At 70.5% G+C, this 19,074-nt stretch carries 19 protein-coding genes; 14 read left to right on the top strand and 5 right to left on the bottom strand.

The features are described 5' to 3' along the window. Nucleotides 1–6: 6 nt before the first annotated feature. Nucleotides 7–375, bottom strand: a complete 369-nt coding sequence (locus EI169_RS10255) for a response regulator (protein WP_125132236.1) — start codon at nt 373–375, stop codon at nt 7–9. A gap of 96 nt (nt 376–471) precedes the next feature. Here EI169_RS10255 and coaE point away from each other — a divergent pair, with 96 nt between their 5' ends. From coaE to EI169_RS10240, 3 genes are read left to right on the top strand one after another with little or no spacing between them, the layout of a single operon-like run. After that, a complete protein-coding gene (coaE, locus tag EI169_RS10250) occupies nt 472–1,068 on the top strand; it encodes a dephospho-CoA kinase (RefSeq protein ID WP_125132235.1) in 597 nt (198 codons plus the stop codon). 60 nt (nt 1,069–1,128) lie between these two features. Continuing rightward, nucleotides 1,129–3,210, top strand: a complete 2,082-nt coding sequence (gene uvrB / locus EI169_RS10245) for an excinuclease ABC subunit UvrB (RefSeq protein WP_125132234.1) — start codon at nt 1,129–1,131, stop codon at nt 3,208–3,210. Continuing rightward, nucleotides 3,203–3,643, top strand: a complete 441-nt coding sequence (locus tag EI169_RS10240; RefSeq protein ID WP_125132233.1) for a VOC family protein — start codon at nt 3,203–3,205, stop codon at nt 3,641–3,643. The genes uvrB and EI169_RS10240 overlap by 8 nt, the downstream gene beginning before the upstream one ends. A gap of 12 nt (nt 3,644–3,655) precedes the next feature. On the opposite strand, the gene EI169_RS10235 is transcribed toward EI169_RS10240, so the two are convergent. After that, nucleotides 3,656–3,892: a hypothetical protein gene (locus EI169_RS10235; protein WP_125132232.1), complete on the bottom strand. Its 237-nt coding sequence runs from the start codon at nt 3,890–3,892 to the stop codon at nt 3,656–3,658. A gap of 32 nt (nt 3,893–3,924) precedes the next feature. Here EI169_RS10235 and EI169_RS10230 point away from each other — a divergent pair, with 32 nt between their 5' ends. The 11 genes from EI169_RS10230 (at nt 3,925) to EI169_RS10180 (ending at nt 15,736) form a co-directional block, all read left to right on the top strand. Then, nucleotides 3,925–4,362: a MarR family transcriptional regulator gene (locus EI169_RS10230; protein WP_125132231.1), complete on the top strand. Its 438-nt coding sequence runs from the start codon at nt 3,925–3,927 to the stop codon at nt 4,360–4,362. Nucleotides 4,363–4,427: 65 nt separating this feature from the next. Continuing rightward, a complete protein-coding gene (gene uvrA, locus EI169_RS10225; RefSeq protein WP_125132230.1) occupies nt 4,428–7,337 on the top strand; it encodes an excinuclease ABC subunit UvrA in 2,910 nt (969 codons plus the stop codon). Nucleotides 7,338–7,356: 19 nt separating this feature from the next. After that, entirely contained in the window at nt 7,357–9,246 is a 1,890-nt protein-coding gene (gene uvrC, locus EI169_RS10220; protein ID WP_125133423.1) for an excinuclease ABC subunit UvrC, read from the top strand. Between the two features lie 24 nt (nt 9,247–9,270). Then, entirely contained in the window at nt 9,271–10,152 is an 882-nt protein-coding gene (gene rapZ / locus EI169_RS10215; RefSeq protein ID WP_125132229.1) for an RNase adapter RapZ, read from the top strand. Between the two features lie 66 nt (nt 10,153–10,218). After that, on the top strand, nt 10,219–11,196 hold the full coding sequence (whiA, locus tag EI169_RS10210) for a DNA-binding protein WhiA (RefSeq protein ID WP_125132228.1): 978 nt from the start codon (nt 10,219–10,221) through the stop codon (nt 11,194–11,196). Between the two features lie 123 nt (nt 11,197–11,319). Further along, nucleotides 11,320–11,946, top strand: a complete 627-nt coding sequence (locus EI169_RS10205) for a superoxide dismutase (RefSeq protein ID WP_125132227.1) — start codon at nt 11,320–11,322, stop codon at nt 11,944–11,946. A 105-nt stretch (nt 11,947–12,051) separates the two neighbouring features. Then, nucleotides 12,052–13,062, top strand: a complete 1,011-nt coding sequence (gap, locus tag EI169_RS10200; protein WP_125132226.1) for a type I glyceraldehyde-3-phosphate dehydrogenase — start codon at nt 12,052–12,054, stop codon at nt 13,060–13,062. 9 nt (nt 13,063–13,071) lie between these two features. Then, a complete protein-coding gene (locus tag EI169_RS10195; RefSeq protein WP_125132225.1) occupies nt 13,072–14,286 on the top strand; it encodes a phosphoglycerate kinase in 1,215 nt (404 codons plus the stop codon). Next, nucleotides 14,277–15,068, top strand: a complete 792-nt coding sequence (gene tpiA / locus EI169_RS10190) for a triose-phosphate isomerase (protein ID WP_125132224.1) — start codon at nt 14,277–14,279, stop codon at nt 15,066–15,068. Before EI169_RS10195 ends, tpiA begins: the two co-directional genes overlap by 10 nt. Before the next feature lie 61 nt (nt 15,069–15,129). After that, complete coding sequence (gene secG / locus EI169_RS10185) at nt 15,130–15,378, top strand: preprotein translocase subunit SecG (RefSeq protein ID WP_125132223.1); 249 nt, start codon at nt 15,130–15,132, stop codon at nt 15,376–15,378. A gap of 1 nt (nt 15,379) precedes the next feature. After that, on the top strand, nt 15,380–15,736 hold the full coding sequence (locus EI169_RS10180; protein ID WP_125132222.1) for an RNA polymerase-binding protein RbpA: 357 nt from the start codon (nt 15,380–15,382) through the stop codon (nt 15,734–15,736). Between the two features lie 49 nt (nt 15,737–15,785). Here the strand turns inward: EI169_RS10180 and pgl are convergent, their stop codons facing one another. From pgl to zwf, 3 genes are read right to left on the bottom strand one after another with little or no spacing between them, the layout of a single operon-like run. Next, nucleotides 15,786–16,574, bottom strand: coding sequence for a 6-phosphogluconolactonase (gene pgl / locus EI169_RS10175; protein ID WP_125132221.1), 789 nt, complete (start codon nt 16,572–16,574; stop codon nt 15,786–15,788). Beyond that, entirely contained in the window at nt 16,567–17,517 is a 951-nt protein-coding gene (locus tag EI169_RS10170) for a glucose-6-phosphate dehydrogenase assembly protein OpcA (RefSeq protein ID WP_125132220.1), read from the bottom strand. The genes pgl and EI169_RS10170 overlap by 8 nt, the downstream gene beginning before the upstream one ends. Further along, the gene (gene zwf, locus EI169_RS10165) at nt 17,514–19,064 is read right to left on the bottom strand and encodes a glucose-6-phosphate dehydrogenase (RefSeq protein WP_125132219.1); all 1,551 of its coding nucleotides are present in this window, start codon (nt 19,062–19,064) and stop codon (nt 17,514–17,516) included. The genes EI169_RS10170 and zwf overlap by 4 nt, the downstream gene beginning before the upstream one ends. Nucleotides 19,065–19,074: the final 10 nt, after the last annotated feature.

Here is a 19,074-nt window from a genome sequence, read left to right as displayed (position 1 = left end):
CCGGCGTCAGGCCGCGGCGACGATCGCCTGCACGCGTGCCCGCAGCTCGCGCGGGCGGAAGGGCTTCAGGATGTAGTCGTCCGCACCGGCCTCGCGCCCGCGGCGGATGTGCTCGTCGTCGGCGCGCGCGGTCACCATGAAGATGTGCGTGTCGCTGAACTCGCGGATGCGGCGCGCCGTCTCGAAGCCGTCGATGCCGGGCATGCTCACGTCGAGCGTCGTGATGACGGGCGTGTGCGCGCGCACGAGCTCGACGCCGGCGAGCCCGTCGGCTGCCGTCTGCACGGCGAGACCGCACTGCTCGAGCACGGCCGACAGGAGGGAGCGGATGTCGGCGTCGTCCTCGACGACGACGGCGACGGCGGGGGTGGACATCGGTACCTCGGCACTCCGTCGGTGCTCGGGTATCCGGCGGCTCTGGTCGAAGCGTAGTGCACGGCCGAGCGGCACACGGCATGGAATGCTCGGATCATGCCTCTGATCGCACTCACCGGCGGCATCGCGTCGGGCAAGTCCACGATCGCCGCGCGGCTGGCCGAGCACGGCGCCGTCATCGTCGACGCGGATGCGATCGTCCGCGACGTGCAGGCGCCCGGCTCGCCCGTGCTCGCCGCGATCGCCGCCGAGTTCGGCGCCGACGTCCTCCGTCCCGACGGGGCGCTCGACCGCGCGGAGCTCGGACGTCGGGTGTTCGGGAATCCCGAGCGCCTCTCCCGACTGAACGCGCTCGTCCACCCCGCCGTGCGCGCGCAGTCCCAGCGCCGCTTCGCGGCCGCGTTCGCGCGCGACCCGGCGGCGGTGGTGGTCTACGACGTGCCGCTGCTCGCCGAGGCGCGCGCGCACGATCCGTGGGAGCTCGTGGTCGTCGCGCACGCGCCGGCGGACGTGCGCGCCGAGCGGCTGGTCCGTCGCCGCGGCATGACCCGGGAGGACGCGCTCGCGAGGATCGGCTCGCAGGTCGGCGACGATGAGCGGCTGCGCCTGGCCGACGTCGTGATCGACACGTCCGGCACGATCGAGGACACGCTCCGCCGCACCGACGAGCTGTGGGAGCGCCTGTCCGCCTGACGCGCATCGCGCTCGGCGAACGCCGGCCGCCGTGTCGGTGGCCGCGCCTACGCTGGAATCATGCAGACCACGCGTTCCGTGCGCCCGTTCGAGGTCGTGAGCGACTACGCCCCCTCGGGCGACCAGCCGCAGGCGATCGCCGAGCTGGCCGCCCGCATCAACGCCGGCGAGACCGACGTCGTCCTGCTCGGCGCCACCGGCACGGGAAAGTCGGCGACGACCGCGTGGCTCGTGGAGGCCGTGCAGCGTCCGACCCTCGTGCTCGCGCACAACAAAACCCTCGCCGCGCAGCTGGCCAACGAGTTCCGCGAGCTCATGCCGCACAACGCCGTCGAGTACTTCGTGTCGTACTACGACTACTACCAGCCCGAGGCGTACGTCCCGCAGACCGACACCTTCATCGAGAAGGACTCGTCGATCAATGCCGAGGTCGAGCGGCTGCGGCACTCGACGACCAACTCGCTGCTGTCGCGGCGGGACGTCGTGGTCGTCTCGACCGTGTCCTGCATCTACGGCCTCGGCGCGCCCGAGGAGTACCTGCGCGCGATGGTGGCGCTGCAGGTGGGGGAGCGGTACGACCGCGACGCCCTCATCCGGAAGTTCATCTCGATGCAGTACAACCGCAACGACGTCGACTTCTCGCGCGGCAACTTCCGCGTGCGCGGCGACACGATCGAGATCATCCCGGTGTACGAGGAGTACGCCATCCGCATCGAGATGTTCGGCGACGAGATCGAGGCGCTGTACACGCTGCATCCCCTGACCGGCGAGGTGCTGCAGAAGATGGAGTCGGTGCCGATCTTCCCGGCCTCCCACTACGTCGCCGGCACCGACACCGTGCAGCGCGCGATCGGCACGATCGAGCACGAGCTGGCCGAGCGCCTCAAGGAGCTGGAGTCGCAGGGCAAGCTCCTCGAGGCGCAGCGGCTGCGGATGCGCACGACCTTCGACCTCGAGATGCTGCAGCAGCTGGGCTTCTGCTCGGGCATCGAGAACTACTCGCGGCACCTCGACGGCCGCGGGCCCGGCGAGCCGCCCCACACGCTGCTCGACTTCTTCCCCGACGACTTCCTCCTCGTCATCGATGAGTCGCACGTGACGGTGCCGCAGATCGGCGCGATGTACGAGGGCGACGCGTCGCGCAAGCGCACGCTCGTGGAGCACGGGTTCCGGCTGCCGAGCGCGATGGACAACCGGCCGCTGCGGTGGGACGAGTTCAAGGAGCGCATCGGTCAGACGGTGTACCTGTCCGCGACGCCGGGCCGGTACGAGATGGGCATCGCCGACGGGGTGGTCGAGCAGATCATCCGCCCGACGGGCCTCGTCGACCCGCAGATCGTCGTGAAGCCGTCGAAGGGCCAGATCGACGATCTGCTCGAGCAGATCCGCATCCGCGTCGATCGCGACGAGCGCGTGCTCGTGACGACGCTCACGAAGAAGATGGCGGAGGAGCTCACCGACTTCCTCGGCGAGCACGGCGTGCGCGTGCGCTACCTGCACTCGGATGTCGACACGCTGCGCCGCGTCGAGTTGCTCAGCGAGCTGCGTGCCGGCGTCTACGACGTGCTCGTCGGCATCAACCTGCTCCGCGAGGGTCTCGACCTGCCCGAGGTCTCGCTCGTGGCGATCCTCGACGCCGACAAGGAGGGGTTCCTGCGCAGCGGCACGTCGCTCATCCAGACGATCGGCCGCGCCGCGCGCAACGTCTCGGGCGAGGTGCACATGTACGCCGATTCGATGACCGACTCGATGCGCAACGCGATCGAGGAGACCGAGCGCCGCCGCGAGAAGCAGATCGCGTACAACGAGGCCAACGGCATCGACCCGCAGCCGCTGCGCAAGAAGATCGCCGACATCACCGACGTGCTCGCCCGCGAGGCGAACGACACCAAGGCGATGCTCTCGCGCAAAGAGGTCGCCGGGTCCAAGAACGGCAAGGGCAAGTCGCCGACCCCGCAGCTGCGACGGTCGGGCATCGCGGCGGAGGGCGCCGGGCAGCTCGAGGCGACGATCGCCGACCTCAGCGACCAGATGCTCGCGGCCGCCTCCGAGCTGAAGTTCGAGCTCGCCGCGCGGCTGCGCGACGAGGTGCAGGACCTCAAGAAGGAGCTGCGCGCGATGGAGAAGGCCGGACATGCCTGATCAGGCGCTCTTCGCCCAACGGCTGAGCCTCCTGACGCTGGGCGTCGCCGACCTCGAGCGTGCGATCGCGTTCTACGCGGCGCTCGGCTGGCGCCGGCACGCGTCGTCCGTCGAGGGCGAGGTCGCCTTCTACGACCTGGGCGGCTCCGTGCTCGCGCTGTGGAGCCGCGCCGCGCTCGCGGACGACTCCGGCGTCGTCGACGGCGGCGGCTGGGGCGGCGTGACCCTCGCGCACAACGTCCGGACGCCCGCCGAGGTCGACGCCGTCCTGGCGGCCGCAGAGGCCGCCGGCGCGCGGCTCGCCCGTCCCGGTGCTCCCACCGCGTGGGGCGGCTACTCGGGCGTCTTCGTCGACCCCGACGGCCACCCGTGGGAGATCGCGGTCAATCCGGGTTGGCCGCTCGACGACGACGGTCGCGTGCGCCTGGGCTGATCAGAAGCGCGCTCAGGGGCAGTGCATGAGGGGCTTCGGCCCCGAGCGGTCGAACGTGTGCTCAGACATGGCCTGGCCGCACAGCGGGCACGCCCGCTCCGCGCGCGACGGTTCGGGTGTCGTCTCGTAGGGACCGACGGAGGCGGGCCCCGCAACGCGGATAAGACGCGTGTTCAGGTACTGGTACCAGCCGCCCGCCTCGGCGACACGTTCGCGCAGCGGCCGCGCATCACCGTTCTTTCGTGCCATGATTATTAGTGTACTGACGAATGGGAGGGGCGATGCCGACGATCGAGGTCGATCCGCTCGCGCTCGAGAACCAGCTGTGCTTCGCGATCGTCACGGCCGCGCGCAACGTCGTGTCGCTGTACCGGCCGGTGCTCGAGCCGCTCGGGCTGACGCATCCGCAGTATCTCGTCATGCTCGCGCTGTGGGAGCGGTCGCCGCAGGCGCTCGGCGAGCTCGCCGCCACGCTCGCGATGGAGCCCGCGACGCTCTCCCCGCTCGTGAAGCGGCTCGAGGCGCAGGGCCGGGTCACGCGCGGACGCAGCGCCGCAGACGAGCGGGTGCTCGAGATCTCCCTCACCGAGGAGGGGCGGATGCTGCGGCGCGAGGCGCTGCGCGTGCCGGTGGAGATCATGGCCCGCACCGGGCTGACCATCGAGGCCGTGACGGCGCTCCGCGACGGTCTCACGCCCTTCGCGGGCCCCCGGACCTGACGTCGCCGCGTGCGCCCGACGCGAACCCCGGAGCCCGTGTCGGAGGCCACACCTAGAATTGTGCGGTGCCCATCCTCCCTGTCGCGCTGCCCGGAAACACCAGCGGAAAGCTCAGCGTCCGCGGTGCTCGCGTGCACAATCTCAAGGACGTCGATCTCGACATCCCGCGCGATGCGCTCGTCGTGTTCACGGGCCTGTCCGGCTCGGGCAAGTCGAGCCTGGCGTTCGACACGATCTTCGCCGAGGGCCAGCGCCGCTACGTCGAGTCGCTGAGCGCGTACGCGCGGCAGTTCCTCGGGCAGGTCGACCGTCCCGACGTCGACTTCATCGAGGGGCTCAGCCCCGCCGTGTCGATCGACCAGAAGTCGACGAACCGCAACCCGCGCTCGACCGTCGGCACGATCACCGAGATCCACGACTACATGCGTCTGCTGTGGGCGCGCATCGGCGTGCCCCACTGTCCGGTCTGCGGCGAGCAGATCCAGCGTCAGACGGTGCAGCAGATCGCCGACCAGCTCATGGAGCTGCCCGAGCGCACGCGCTTCCAGATCGTCGCACCCGTCGTCACGCAGAAGAAGGGCGAGTTCGTCGACCTCTTCAAGGAGCTGAGCGCGAAGGGCTACGCGCGCGCGGTCGTCGACGGCGAGCTCGTGCAGCTGGCCGAGCCGCCCGTGCTCAAGAAGAGCTACAAGCACGACATCGCGGTCGTCGTCGACCGCCTCGTCGCCGGAGGCGACATCCTGGGGCGCGTCACCGACTCCGTCGAGACGGCGCTGGGCCTTGCCGGCGGGATCATGCAGGTGAACTTCGTCGATGAGGAGGGCGACGCCGCGTGGCAGTCCTTCTCCGAGAAGCTCGCGTGCCCGAACGGGCATCCGCTGCAGCTGACGGAGATCGAGCCGCGCACCTTCTCCTTCAACGCCCCGTTCGGCGCGTGCCCCGCGTGCTCGGGTCTCGGCACGCGCATGTCAGTCGATGTCGACCTGATGCTCGGCGACGAGGAGCTGTCGATCCGCGAGGGCGTCATCATCCCGTGGACGACCCAGGGCAAGGGGCTCTTCCAGTACTACGAGCGCCTGCTCGAGGGCCTCGCCCGCGATCTCGGCTTCTCCCTCGACACGCCGTGGAAGGACCTTCCCACCGACGTACAGGACGCGGTGCTGCGCGGTGAGAACTACAAGGTCACCGTCAAGTGGAAGAACCGCTACGGCCGCGAGATGCGGTACTCGTCGGGTTTCGAGGGCGTCGTGCCCTACATCGAGCGCCAGTACATGCAGGCCGAGTCCGACACGCAGCGCCAGCGCTGGTCGGAGTTCCTCCGTGAGGTGCCGTGTCCGGTCTGCAACGGCGACCGCCTCAAGCCCGAGGTGCTGGCGGTGCTCGTGCACGGCCACTCGATCGCGGATGCATCCCGCCTGAGCCTCGCCGAGGCGCAGGAGTATTTCGCGAAGCTGCAGCTGACCGAGCGCGAGGCACGCATCGCGGCGGCCGTCCTGCGCGAGATCCGCGCGCGTCTGGACTTCCTCATCCAGGTGGGTCTGAACTACCTCAGCCTCGGACGCGCGGCCGCGACCCTCTCGGGTGGCGAGGCGCAGCGCATCCGTCTGGCCACCCAGATCGGCTCGGGCCTGACCGGGGTGCTCTACGTCCTCGACGAGCCCTCGATCGGCCTGCACCAGCGCGACAACCGTCGCCTCATCGAGACCCTCGTGAAGCTGCGCGACCTCGGCAACACGCTCATCGTGGTCGAGCACGACGAGGAGACGATCGGCGCCGCCGACTGGATCGTCGACATCGGCCCGCGCGCGGGCGTCGACGGCGGCAACGTCGTGCACTCCGGCCCGCTCGCCGAGCTGCTCGACGACCCGCAGTCGCTCACGGGCGCCTACCTGTCGGGCCGGCGCGCGATCGAGACGCCGAAGAAGCGGCGCCGCATCGACAAGAAGCGGCAGATCACGGTGGTCGGAGCGCGCGAGAACAACCTCAAGAACGTCACCGTCGACTTCCCGCTCGGCGTGCTGACGGCGGTGACCGGCGTGAGCGGCTCGGGCAAGTCCTCGCTCGTGAACGGCATCCTGTACGAGGTGCTCGCGTCACGCCTGAACGGCGCGCGCCGCGTGCCCGGCAAGCACACGCGCGTCACGGGGCTCGACAACCTCGACAAGGTCGTGCACGTCGACCAGGCGCCCATCGGGCGCACGCCGCGCTCGAACCCGGCGACCTATACGGGTGTCTTCGACCGCATCCGGACGCTCTTCAGCGAGACCCCCGAGGCCAAGGTGCGCGGCTACCAGGCCGGGCGCTTCAGCTTCAACGTCAAGGGCGGGCGCTGCGAGGCGTGCGCGGGCGACGGCACGATCAAGATCGAGATGAACTTCCTCCCCGACGTGTACGTCGACTGCGAGGTGTGCCACGGCAAGCGGTACAACCGCGACACCCTCGCCGTGCACTACAAGGGCAAGAACATCGCCGAGGTGCTCGAGATGCCGATCGCGGAGGCGGCGGAGTTCTTCGAGCCGATCCAGGCGATCCACCGCTACCTGAAGACGCTGGTGGACGTCGGCCTCGGATACGTGCGTCTTGGACAGTCCGCGACGACCTTGTCGGGCGGCGAAGCGCAGCGCGTCAAGCTCGCGACGGAGCTCCAGCGCCGGAGCAACGGCCGCTCGATCTACGTGCTCGACGAGCCGACGACGGGTCTGCACTTCGAGGACGTGTCGCGCCTGCTGCAGGTGCTGAACGGCCTCGTCGACAAGGGCAACACGGTGCTGGTCATCGAGCACAACCTCGACGTCATCAAGTCGGCGGACTGGGTCATCGACCTCGGCCCCGAGGGCGGATCCGGCGGCGGCACGATCGTCGCGACCGGCACGCCCGAGCAGGTCGCGCGCGTGCCTGAGTCGCACACCGGCCGCTTCCTCGCCGAGGTGCTCGGCACGGCCCGGCGACCGGAACTGCAGCGCAAGGCGGGCTGAGGTGGCTGCGCGAGAGCGGATGTCGCAGCTGCCCTACAAGCCCAAGCCCGGCGAGATCCCGACCAACCCCGGCGTCTACCGCTTCCGCGACGCGCAGGGCCGGGTGCTGTACGTCGGCAAGGCCAAGAACCTCCGGGCGCGGCTGTCGAACTACTTCGCGCCGCTGTCGTCGCTGCACGAGCGGACGCGCCGCATGGTCACGACGGCGACGTCGGTCGAGTGGACGGTCGTCCCCACGGACGTCGACTCGCTGCAGCTGGAGTACATGTGGATCAAGGAGTTCGATCCCCCGTTCAACGTCCGCTACCGCGACGACAAGTCCTACCCGTTCATGGCGATCACCCTCGCCGATGAGGCGCCCCGCGTCATGGTGACGCGCAATCGCCGGATCCCCGGGGCGAAGTACTTCGGCCCGTACCCGAAGGTGTGGGCGGTGCACGACACGATCGACCTGCTCATCAAGGTCTTCCCGATCCGCACGTGCAGCGACGCGTCGTACCGCAAGGCGATGCAGTCGGGGCGTCCGTGCTTCCCGGGGCAGATCGGTCGGTGCGGCGGTCCGTGCTCGATGCGCGTGAGCGTCGAGGAGCACCGCGCGATCGTCGACGACTTCGTCGCGTTCATGGCCGGCGGCGACCAGCGCTTCACCCGCGCCCTCACCGCTCGCATGCGCGAGGCGTCGGCGGCGATGGACTACGAGTCGGCGGCGCAGTACCGCGACAAGCTGCAGGCGATCGACGCGGTGCTCAACAAGAGCGCGCTCGTGCTCGCGAGCGACACGGACGCCGACCTGTTCGGCATCGCGGAGGACGAGCTGGCCGCCGCCGTGCAGCACTTCGTCGTCCGCGGCGGGCGCGTCCGCGGCGTCCGGGCGACGACGATCGAGAAGGAGATCGACATCTCCGGCGCCGAGCTCGTCGACCAGGTGATCCAACGCGCGTACGGCGACGCCGCATCCGCCGACATCCCGCGTCAGGTGCTCGTGCCGGAGCTGCCCGACGACGCCGGCGATCTCGAGGCCTGGCTGCGCTCGCGGCGCGGCAAGAACGTCTCGATCCAGGTGGCCCAGCGCGGGCGCAAGGCCGAGCTCCTGAAGACCGCGACGCTCAACGCGCAGCAGGCGCTCATGCTGCACAAGACGCGCCGCACGAGCGACTACGTCGCCCGGTCGCAAGCGCTCACCGACCTGCAGGAGGCGCTCGACCTCGCCGAGGCGCCGCTGCGCATCGAGGGCTTCGACGTGTCGCACCTGTCGGGCACCAACGTCGTCGCCTCGATGGTCGTGTTCGAGGACGGGCTGCCTCGGAAGGACCAGTACCGCTCGTTCGGCGTGCCGGAGACGACCGACGACACCGATTCGCTGTACCAGGTGCTCATGCGCCGCCTCGCCTACCTCGACCGTCCCGACGAGGAGGACGAGGTGCCGGATGCGACGGCCGACGGCGAGGTCGTGACCGCCCGCAAGCGCCCGCGCTTCGCGTACCGGCCACAGCTGCTCGTCGTCGACGGCGGGCAGCCGCAGGTCGCCGCCGCCGCGCGCGCCCTCGCCGACGCGGGGCACGAGGAGATCGCGCTGTGCGGCATCGCCAAGCGCCTCGAGGAGGTGTGGCTGCCGGGGGAGGACTACCCGGTGATCCTCCCGCGCACGAGCGAGGCCCTGTACCTCCTGCAGCGGCTGCGCGACGAGGCCCACCGGTTCGCGATCTCGCACCAGCGCCGACGCCGGAAGCGCGACATCACGAGCGTGCTGTCGGAGGTGCCGGGGCTCGGCGACGCACGGATCAAGGCGCTGCTGCGGCACTTCGGATCGGTGACGGCCCTCAAGAACGCCAGTCCCGAGGAGATCACGGCGTTGCCGGGGATCGGCCCGAAGCTCGCCGAATCGATCCACGCGCATCTCGCCGGATAGGCTGGGGAGCCGACGGGGGTGGTCATGACGGATCCGGAGCGCCGCGACACGGGCGAGGTGCTGATCGTCACGGGCATGTCCGGAGCCGGCCGCTCGACGGTCGCGAACGCGCTGGAAGACCTCGACTGGTACGTCGTCGACAACCTGCCGCCGCAGATGCTGCGGCCGCTGCTCGAGCTGACCGAGATCGCCGCGGGCGCGCTGCCGCGGGTCGCCGTCGTGGTCGACGTGCGGGGCCGCGAGCTGTTCGCGGACCTCCCCGAGGTCATGCAGCACCTGCGGGTCGGGCGGCAGGTGCGCGTGGTCTTCCTCGACGCCGCCGACGACGTGCTCGTGCGCCGGTTCGAGGCCGTGCGGCGGCCGCATCCGCTGCAGGGCGACCGCACGATCCTCGACGGCATCCGGCGCGAGCGTGCCCAGCTCGCCGCCGTGCGCGAGGCCGCGGACGTGCTGATCGACACGACCTCGACGAACATCCACCAACTCACCACGCGCGTCGTCGAGCAGTTCAGCGAGGCGGGCGCGGCGCGGCATACCGTGACGCTCATGAGCTTCGGCTTCAAGTACGGCCTGCCCACCGATGTCGACATGGTCGCCGACATGCGCTTCCTCCCGAACCCCTACTGGAACGACGCGCTACGCGCCCTGACGGGTGAGGACCCGGCGGTCCGCGACGAGGTGCTCGGGCAGCCGGGCGCGGCGGAGTTCCTCGAGAACTACGCCGCGGCGCTGCGTCCGGTGCTCGAGGGCTATCAGCGCGAGAACAAGCGGCACTCGGTCGTGGCCATCGGATGCACCGGCGGCAAGCACCGCTCGGTCGTCATGGCGCGCGAGCTCGCCGAGCGCCTGCGCGGCACGCCCGGCGTCTCGGTCCGGGTGCTGCACCGCGACCTCGGACGGGAGTGACGCGCCCTCGGCGGGCCGCGAGTAGGCTGTACCGTCGTCCCCCCGCCGCCTGACCCGAGGAGCATCGTGCCGCTGACCGCCGACGTGAAGGCCGAGCTGACGAGCGTCCGCGACCCGCGGCCGACGGCCCGCGTGGCGGAGCTCACGGCCATCCTGCGGTTCTCGGGCGGACTGCACTCGATCGCCGGCCGCGTCGCGGTGGAGGCCGAGCTCGACTCCGACCTGCTGGCCCGCCGCGTCGGCCGCGACATCATGGAACTGTACGGCGTGCGTCCCGAGCTCGTGCACGTGCAGGGCTCCGGCAGCCGCACGGGCGCCCACTACGCCGTGCGCGTCATCGAGGCGGGGGAGACCCTGGCCCGCCAGACCGGTCTGCTCGACCAGCGTCGTCGCCCGGTGCGCGGGCTCCCCAACAAGCTCACGACCGGTTCGCGCCCCGACCTGGCCGCGGTGTGGCGCGGTGCGTTCCTGGCCGCCGGCACCCTCAGCGACCCTGGTCGCTCCGCGTCGCTGGAGATCGCCTGCCCGTCGCCGGAGGCGGCGATGGCGCTCGTGGGCGCCGCCCACCGGATCGGCATCCCCGCCAAGGCGCGCGAGGTGCGCGGCGTGCCGCGCGTCGTCGTGCGGGACGGCGAGGCGATCCGCGCGACCCTGGCCGAGATGGGGGCGCGTCGCACCGCCGCCGAGTGGGATCAGATGCGCCAGCGCCGCGAGGTGCGCGCGGGCGTCAACCGGCTCGTCAACTTCGACGACGCGAATCTGCGCCGGTCGGCGCAGGCGGCCGTCGCGGCGTGCGCGCGCGTCGAGCGCGCCCTGGAGATCCTCGGCGACACCGTGCCCGAGCACCTGCGGGAGGCGGGTGAGCTCCGCCTCGCGCACCGCGATGCGAGCCTTGACGAGCTCGGGCACCACGCCGACCCGCCGCTGACGAAGGACGCCGTGGCCGGACGCATCCGACGACTGCTCGCCATGGCCGACAAGAAGGCCGAGACCGACGGCATCCCCGGCACCGAGGCGGCCGTGCCCGCCGGCGTCGAGGACTGAGCGCCGCTACCGCCCCCGGCGACGGGAAGCAACCCGGGCGCCCCGGCGTTGCCCCTCACTAGGATGAAGACGTCACCCTCGCTGCGCCGGGGACTCGGCGCGCGCCGAACGGAAGAAGAGAACATGGCGACCTACACCTTGCCCGAACTCCCTTACGACTACTCCGCGCTGGAGCCGCACATCAGCGGCAAGATCATGCAGCTGCACCACGACAAGCACCACCAGGCGTACGTGACCGGCGCGAACACCGCTCTGGAGCAGCTCGCCGAGGCCCGCGAGACGGGCAACCTCGCGAACGTCAACAAGCTCGAGAAGGACCTCGCGTTCAACCTCGGCGGGCACGTGAACCACTCCATCTTCTGGACCAACCTGTCGCCGGAGGGCGGCGGGCAGCCCGAGGGCGAGCTGAAGGCCGCGATCGACGAGTTCTTCGGCTCGTTCGAGAAGTTCCAGGCGCACTTCACCGCGGCCGCGACCGGCATCCAGGGCTCCGGCTGGGCCGTCCTGAGCTGGGACCCGATCGGCGAGCAGCTCATCATCCAGCAGCTGTTCGACCAGCAGGCGAACACTGCGATGGGCACGATCCCCGTCTTCCAGCTGGACATGTGGGAGCACGCCTTCTACCTCGACTACCTCAACGTCAAGGCCGACTACGTCAAGGCAGTGTGGAACATCGCCAACTGGCAGAACGTGGCCCAGCGCCTCGACGCCGCCCGCCAGAAGAGCGCGGGTCTGCTGGTACTGTCGTAAACGGCGTGAGCGTCCCGGCGGGACCCCCGCCGGGACGCCGTCGTCCGACCTGGAAAAACCCTCACCACAGCGCATTTCGCGCACAACCCCTTCAGGAGTGACTCCGTGACCGTCAAGATCGGGATCAACGGCTTCGGCCGGATCGGACGCAACTACTTCCGCGCTGCACTCGAGCAGGGCGCCGACCTCGAGATCGTCGCCGTCAACGACCTCACCGACAACAAGACGCTCGCGCACCTGCTGAAGTACGACTCGGTGGGCGGCCGCCTCGACGCCGACATCTCGTACGACGAGGACTCCATCACCGTCAACGGCAAGAGCATCAAGGTGTTCGCCGAGCGCGACCCCGCCGCCCTCCCGTGGGGCGAGCTGGGCGTCGACATCGTCGTGGAGTCGACGGGCCGGTTCACCAAGGGCGCCGACGCCGCCAAGCACATCGCCGGCGGTGCGAAGAAGGTCCTGATCTCCGCTCCCGGCACCGACGTCGACGGCACCTTCGTCATGGGCGTCAACGAGGACACGTACGACCCCGAGACGATGCACATCATCTCGAACGCGTCGTGCACGACGAACTGCCTCGCGCCGCTGGCGAAGGTCTTCAACGACGCGTTCGGCATCGAGCGCGGCTTCATGATGACCGCCCACGCCTACACCGCCGACCAGAACCTGCAGGACGGCCCGCACAGCGATCTGCACCGCGCCCGTGCCGCGGCGATCAACATCGTCCCGGCCTCGACGGGTGCCGCCAAGGCGATCGGCCTCGTGCTGCCCGAGCTCAACGGCAAGCTCAGCGGCTCGTCCTACCGCGTGCCCGTCCCCACCGGCTCGATCGTCGACCTCACGATCATCACGCCGGCCGAGGGCCTCACCAAGGAGGCCGTCAATGAGGCGTACGCGAAGGCCGCCGCCGAGGGTCGCCTCAAGGGCTACCTGAAGTACAACGAAGACGCCATCGTGTCGTCGGACATCCAGCAGGACCCGCACTCGTCGATCTTCGACGCGGAGCTGACCAACGTCAGCGGCAACCTCGTGAAGGTCTCGGGCTGGTACGACAACGAGTGGGGCTACTCCAACCGCCTCGTCGACCTCACCGAGTACGTCGCCGAGCGCCTGTAAGGCCCACCGATGGCACTGCGCACCCTCGCCGCCCTGGGGTCGCTCGCAGGCAAGCGCGTCGTCGTCCGTTGTGACCTCAACGTCCCTCTCAAGGACGGGGTCATCACGGACGACGGCCGCGTGCGCGCGTCGCTTCCGACCCTGAACACGCTCATCAACGCCGGCGCCCGCGTCGTCGTGGTCTCGCATCTCGGCCGCCCGGACGGCGCGCCCGACGAGCGGTACACCCTCGCCCCCGTCGCCCAGCGGCTGTCCGAGCTGCTCGGCAAGCCCGTCGCGTTCGCCCGCGACACCGTGGGAGAGTCGGCCCACGAGGCTGTCGCCGCCCTCGGCGACGGCGACGTCGCGGTGCTGGAGAACCTGCGCTTCAACGCGGGCGAAACAGCGAAGGACGATGCGGAGCGCCGTGCGTTCGCCGAGCAGCTCGCCGAGCTCGGCGACGCGCTCGTCTCCGACGGCTTCGGCGTCGTGCACCGCAAGCAGGCGAGCGTGTACGACCTCGCCGAGATCCTGCCCTCCGCGGCAGGTCTGCTCATCGAGGCGGAGGTCGACGTCCTCGACCGCCTGACCGAGAAGCCCGAGCGCCCGTACACGGTCGTGCTCGGCGGCTCGAAGGTCAGCGACAAGCTCGAGGTCATCGAGCACCTGCTGCCGCGCGTCGACCGCCTGCTCATCGGCGGCGGCATGATGTTCACATTCCTCGCCGCGCAGGGCCACCCCGTGGGATCCTCGCTGCTCGAGAAGGACCAGATCGACACCGTGCGGGGCTACCTCGCCGACGCTCGCGAGCGCGGCGTCGAGATCGTGCTCCCCGTGGACGCGGTCGTCGCGGCGTCGTTCTCGGCGGACGCCGAGCACGTCGTCGCCGACGCGACGGCCCTCGAGGACACGCCGTTCGGCGCGTCGGGCCTGGGCCTGGACATCGGCCCGCGCACCGCGGAGGCCTTCGCGGCCGCCATCCGCGACAGCCGCACCGTCTTCTGGAACGGCCCGATGGGCGTGTTCGAGATGGCGCCCTTCGCCGACGGCACCCGCGCGGTGGCGCAGGCGCTCACGCAGGTCGACGGCCTCAGCGTCGTCGGCGGCGGCGACTCGGCGGCCGCCGTGCGTCAGCTCGGCTTCTCCGACGACCGCTTCGGGCACATCTCGACCGGCGGCGGCGCGAGCCTCGAGTTCCTCGAGGGCAAGAAGCTTCCCGGACTGGAGGTCCTCGGATGGGCATGACCGCCCGCACGCCGCTCGTCGCCGGCAACTGGAAGATGAACCTCGACCACCTGCAGGCGGTCGCGTTCGTGCAGAAGCTGCACTGGACGCTCAAGGAGGCCAAGCACGAGACCGGCAGCGTCGAGGTGGCCGTCTTCCCGCCGTTCACCGACCTGCGCACGGTGCAGACGCTCATCGACGCCGACAAGATCCCGTTCGCCCTCGGCGCGCAGGACCTGTCGACGCACGACTCGGGCGCGTATACCGGCGAGATCTCCGGTCAGTTCCTGGCCAAGCTCGACGCGACCTACGTGATCATCGGCCACTCCGAGCGCCGGGAGTACCACGACGAGACCGACGAGGTCGTCGCGGCGAAGGTCCAGGCGGCGCTGCGGCACGGCCTCGTGCCCGTGATCTGCGTCGGCGAGACGGCGGAGGACCTCGAGCGCCACGGCGCGAGCGCCGTCCCCGTCGGCCAGCTGCGTACGGCACTGACAGGCGTGCCCGCGAACGCCGACATCGTGGTGGCCTACGAGCCGGTGTGGGCCATCGGGTCGGGCCAGGCCGCCACTCCCGAGCAGGCCCAGGAGGTCTGCGCGAAGCTGCGTCAGGTCGTGGCGGAGAGCCTCGACGAGGACGCGGCCGCACGCACGCGCATCCTGTACGGCGGTTCGGTGAAGTCGGGCAACATCGCCGGCTTCATGCGCGAGCCCGACGTCGACGGTGCGCTCGTGGGCGGTGCGAGCCTCGTGGTGGACGAGTTCGCCGCGATCATCCGGTACCAGAAGCACGTCGGCGTCTGACCGTCGGGCTACACTTGACGCTGGTGCGGCCGGGGACGGTCGCCGCGAAAGGCTTTCAACCGTGCAGATTCTCGAGTTCGTCCTGCAGGTGCTGCTGGGCATCACCAGCCTCCTGCTGACCCTGCTCATCCTTCTCCACAAGGGCCGCGGCGGCGGGTTGTCCGACATGTTCGGAGGCGGCATGTCGTCCGCTCTCGGATCGTCGGGACTGGCCGAGCGCAACCTCAACCGCTTCACCATCATCCTCGCGCTGACGTGGTTCGTCTCGATCGTCGCGCTGGGTCTCATCACGAAGTTCGGGGGACTGTGACATGGCGACCGGCGGCAACGCGATCCGGGGCACGCGCGTGGGCGCGGGCCCGATGGGCGAACAGGACCACGGCTTCCACGCAGACCGCATCGCGGTGTCGTACTGGGACGCCCTGGGCAACGAGACCGTGCGGTACTTCGCCGCGGGCATCCCGGACGACGAGATCCCCGAGGTGATCGACTCGCCGCATTCCGGTCTTCCCGCCGGGCGTGACAAGGAGAACCCGCCGGCGGTGGCGAAGACCGAGCCGTACAAGACGCACCTGGCGTACGTGAAGGAGCGTCGCACCGACGAGGAGGCGGCACAGCTCCTCGACGACGCGCTGCAGCAGCTGCGGGAGCGTCGCGGTCAGCTCTGACTCAGACACCACGGAAAAAGGGGATGCCGGTCGGCATCCCCTTTTCGCGTCAGTACTCGCGGTCGATCAGCTGCGGCGGCACCTGCTCGGCGGCCGCCTCGTCGACGAAGATGACCGTGCGGCGGCGCCCCTTGGCCCCGGCGGCCGGAACGCTCTCGTAGCTCGCGCCGGCCAGGACGAGACCGAGCGCCGAGGCCTTGTCGGCGCCGGCGAGGACCATCCACACGCGCGTCGACGAGTTGATCACCGGCCGCGTCAGCGAGAGCCGCTCGGGTGGAGGCTTGGGGGAGTCGCGCACCGGCACGACGGCGCGGTCGGTGATCTGGATCTCCGCGCGATCGGGGAACAGCGAGGCGATGTGCCCGTCCGGTCCCACGCCGAGGAAGCAGATGTCGAACGTGGGCCACGCGCCCGACTCCGAGCGGTCGGCCGGGGCGAACTGCGCGAGCTCGTCGGCGTACGCGACGGCGGCGTCGTCGAGGTCGAGTGTGCCGTCGCTCGCGGCCATGGCGTGCACGTTCTCGGCCGGGACCGGCAACGTGTTCAGCAGCGCCTCGCGGGCCTGACGCTCGTTGCGGTCGGACGAGTCCGCAGCGACCCAGCGCTCGTCGCCGAACCAGAAGTGCACCTGCGTCCAGTCGACGTCGCCGACGCGCTTGTCCTTCGCCGCCGCGCGCAGCACGGCGCCGCCCATCGTCCCGCCCGTCAGGCAGATGTGGGCGAGCACGCCGGCAGCGTTCTGGGCGAGGAGGCGGTCGACGAGGCGTCGCGCGACGCTCTTGGCGAGCCGCTCGGGGCTCTCCCGGATGACGACGCGCTTCTCGGTCCCGTCAGCCACGTGCCACTCCTTCGTCGGTTCGGTCGAGCAGCTCGAGACCCTCGGTGATCACGCGACCGTAGAGCAGGTCCGGATCCAGGCGCCGCAGCTCCTCCGCGAGGCACTCGCGGAGGGTGCGGCGCGGGAAGGCGAGGTCGTGCGAGGGCTGGCCCGGCTGCGTGAGCGTGGCGACGCCCGGGCTCGGCCGCTCCAGCAGCGTGTCGCCGCTCGGACGCGTCAGACGCACGCTCTTGATGCCGCTGGCCCACTCGTCGGTGGGCAGGTACGCGAAGTCCACCGGGACCCCGAGCTTCAGCCGCAGCCACGCCGCCAGGAGCACCGTCGACGGAGAATCGGCGGCGCCGCGGACGGCCACCGCGGTGACCGGCTCGTACGGCGGCTGGTCGAGCACGGCGGCGAGCTGCTCGCGCCAGCGTGTCAGGCGCGTCCAGGCGAAGTCGGTGTCGCCGGGGGAGTAGTGGTCGCCCAGGCCATCGACCCACGAGGCCGGGTCGGGCTGACTCGACGCGTCGGTGATGCGACGCTGCGCGATGCGGCCGATCGGCGACTCCGCCGGGGAGGGCGGCGTCTGGGCCGGCCACCATGCCACGACCGGAGCATCCGGCAGGAGCAGACCCGTCACGAGGCTCTCGGTGTTCGACCCGACGGGGCCGAACGCGCGGAGCACGACGACCTCGCTCGCGCCGGCGTCGCCTCCGACGCGGATCTCGGCGTCCAGACGCGGCTCGTCGTGGTCGTCGTTGATCATGACCACGATGACGCGCATCGGGTGCTCGCGCGACGCGTCGTTGGCCGCCTCGATCACCTCTTCCTCGGCGCCGTGGCGCGTCGCGATGATGAGCGTCAGCACGCGTCCGAGGGCGACCGCGCCGCCTTCCTCGCGGACGTTGACGAGCGCCTTGGAGATCTTGCTGACGGTCGTGTCGGGCAGATCGATGATCATGGCCGCCTCCAGGTGCGTCCGTCGCGGGCGAGGAGCTCGTCCGCCGAGGCGGGGCCCCATGACCCGGGGGAGTACTGCTCGAGCGGGCCGCCCTGCTCGGCCCAGAATCGCTCGATGGGGTCGAGGATCTTCCAGCTGAGCTCGACCTCCTCGTGCCGCGGGAACAGCGGCGGGTCGCCGAGCAGCACGTCGAGGATGAGGCGCTCGTAGGCCTCGGGGCTCGCCTCAGTGAAGGCGTGACCGTAGCCGAAGTCCATCGTGACGTCGCGCACCTGCGTGCCGTCACCGGGCACCTTCGAGCCGAAGCGGATCGTGACGCCCTCGTCGGGCTGCACGCGGATCACGAGCGCGTTCTGGCCGAGCTCCTCCGTCTGGCTGCGCGAGAACAGCAGCTGCGGCGCCCGCTTGAACACGACCGCGACCTCCGTGACTCGGCGGCCGAGGCGCTTGCCGGTGCGGAGGTAGAACGGCACATCCGCCCACCGCCGCGTGTTCACCTCGAGCTTCACGGCGGCGAAGGTCTCGGTCGTCGAGTGCGGGTCCATGCCGTCTTCCTCGAGGAAGCCGGTGACCTTCTCGCCGCCCTGCCAGCCGCCGGCGTACTGGCCCCGAGCGGTCGCGAGCGACAGATCCTCCGGGAGCCGCACGGCGGCGAGCACCTTCTCCTTCTCGGCGCGCAGGTCGCGCGCGTTGAAGCTGATCGGCTCCTCCATGGCGGTGAGGGCCATGAGCTGCAGCAGGTGGTTCTGGATGACGTCGCGCGCCGCGCCGATGCCGTCGTAGTACCCGGCACGCCCGCCGACGCCGATGTCCTCGGCCATCGTGATCTGCACGTGGTCGACGTAGTTGCGGTTCCACAGCGGCTCGTACAGCTCGTTCGCGAAGCGCAGCGCCAGGATGTTCTGGACCGTCTCCTTGCCGAGGTAGTGGTCGATGCGGAAGATCGAGTCGGGCGGGAACGCGCTCTCGAGGGCCGCGTTCAGCTCGCGGGCCGAGGCGAGGTCGTGGCCGAACGGCTTCTCGATGACGACGCGGCGCCAGCCGGTGTCGTCGTCGGCCGCGTCGCCGACGAGCCCGGACGCCTTCAGCTGCTGCGTCACGACGGGGAAGGCCTTCGGCGGGATCGAGAGGTAGTACGCGTGGTTGCCCATCGTCCCGCGCTCGACGTCGAGCTTCTCGACCGTCTCGCGCAGACGACGGAACGCCTCGGGGTCGTCGAACTCGCCCGGCACGAAGCGGATGCCCTCGAGCAGCTCCTGCCACGTCTCCTCGCGGAACTCGGTGCGCGCGTTCTGCTTGACCGCGTCGTACACGACCTTCGCGAAGTCCTGGTCCTCCCAATCGCGGCGCGCGAAGCCGACGAGCGCGAACCCGGGCGGCAGCAGACCGCGGTTGGCCAGGTCGTACACGGCCGGCATGAGCTTCTTGCGCGACAGGTCGCCCGTCACGCCGAAGATCACGAGGGCGCTGGGGCCGGCGATGCGGCTCAGGCGCCGATCCTCGGGGTCGCGCAGCGGATTGTGTCCGCGCGAGATCTCGACCGTCATTGCGTTCTCC

Origin of the sequence: Microbacterium sp. 10M-3C3, assembly GCF_003931875.1 — a bacterium.
In the GTDB taxonomy this organism is placed as follows: domain Bacteria; phylum Actinomycetota; class Actinomycetes; order Actinomycetales; family Microbacteriaceae; genus Microbacterium.
Note: the sequence above shows the minus strand (reverse complement) of the source record. Positions and strands in the feature narration are given on the sequence as shown.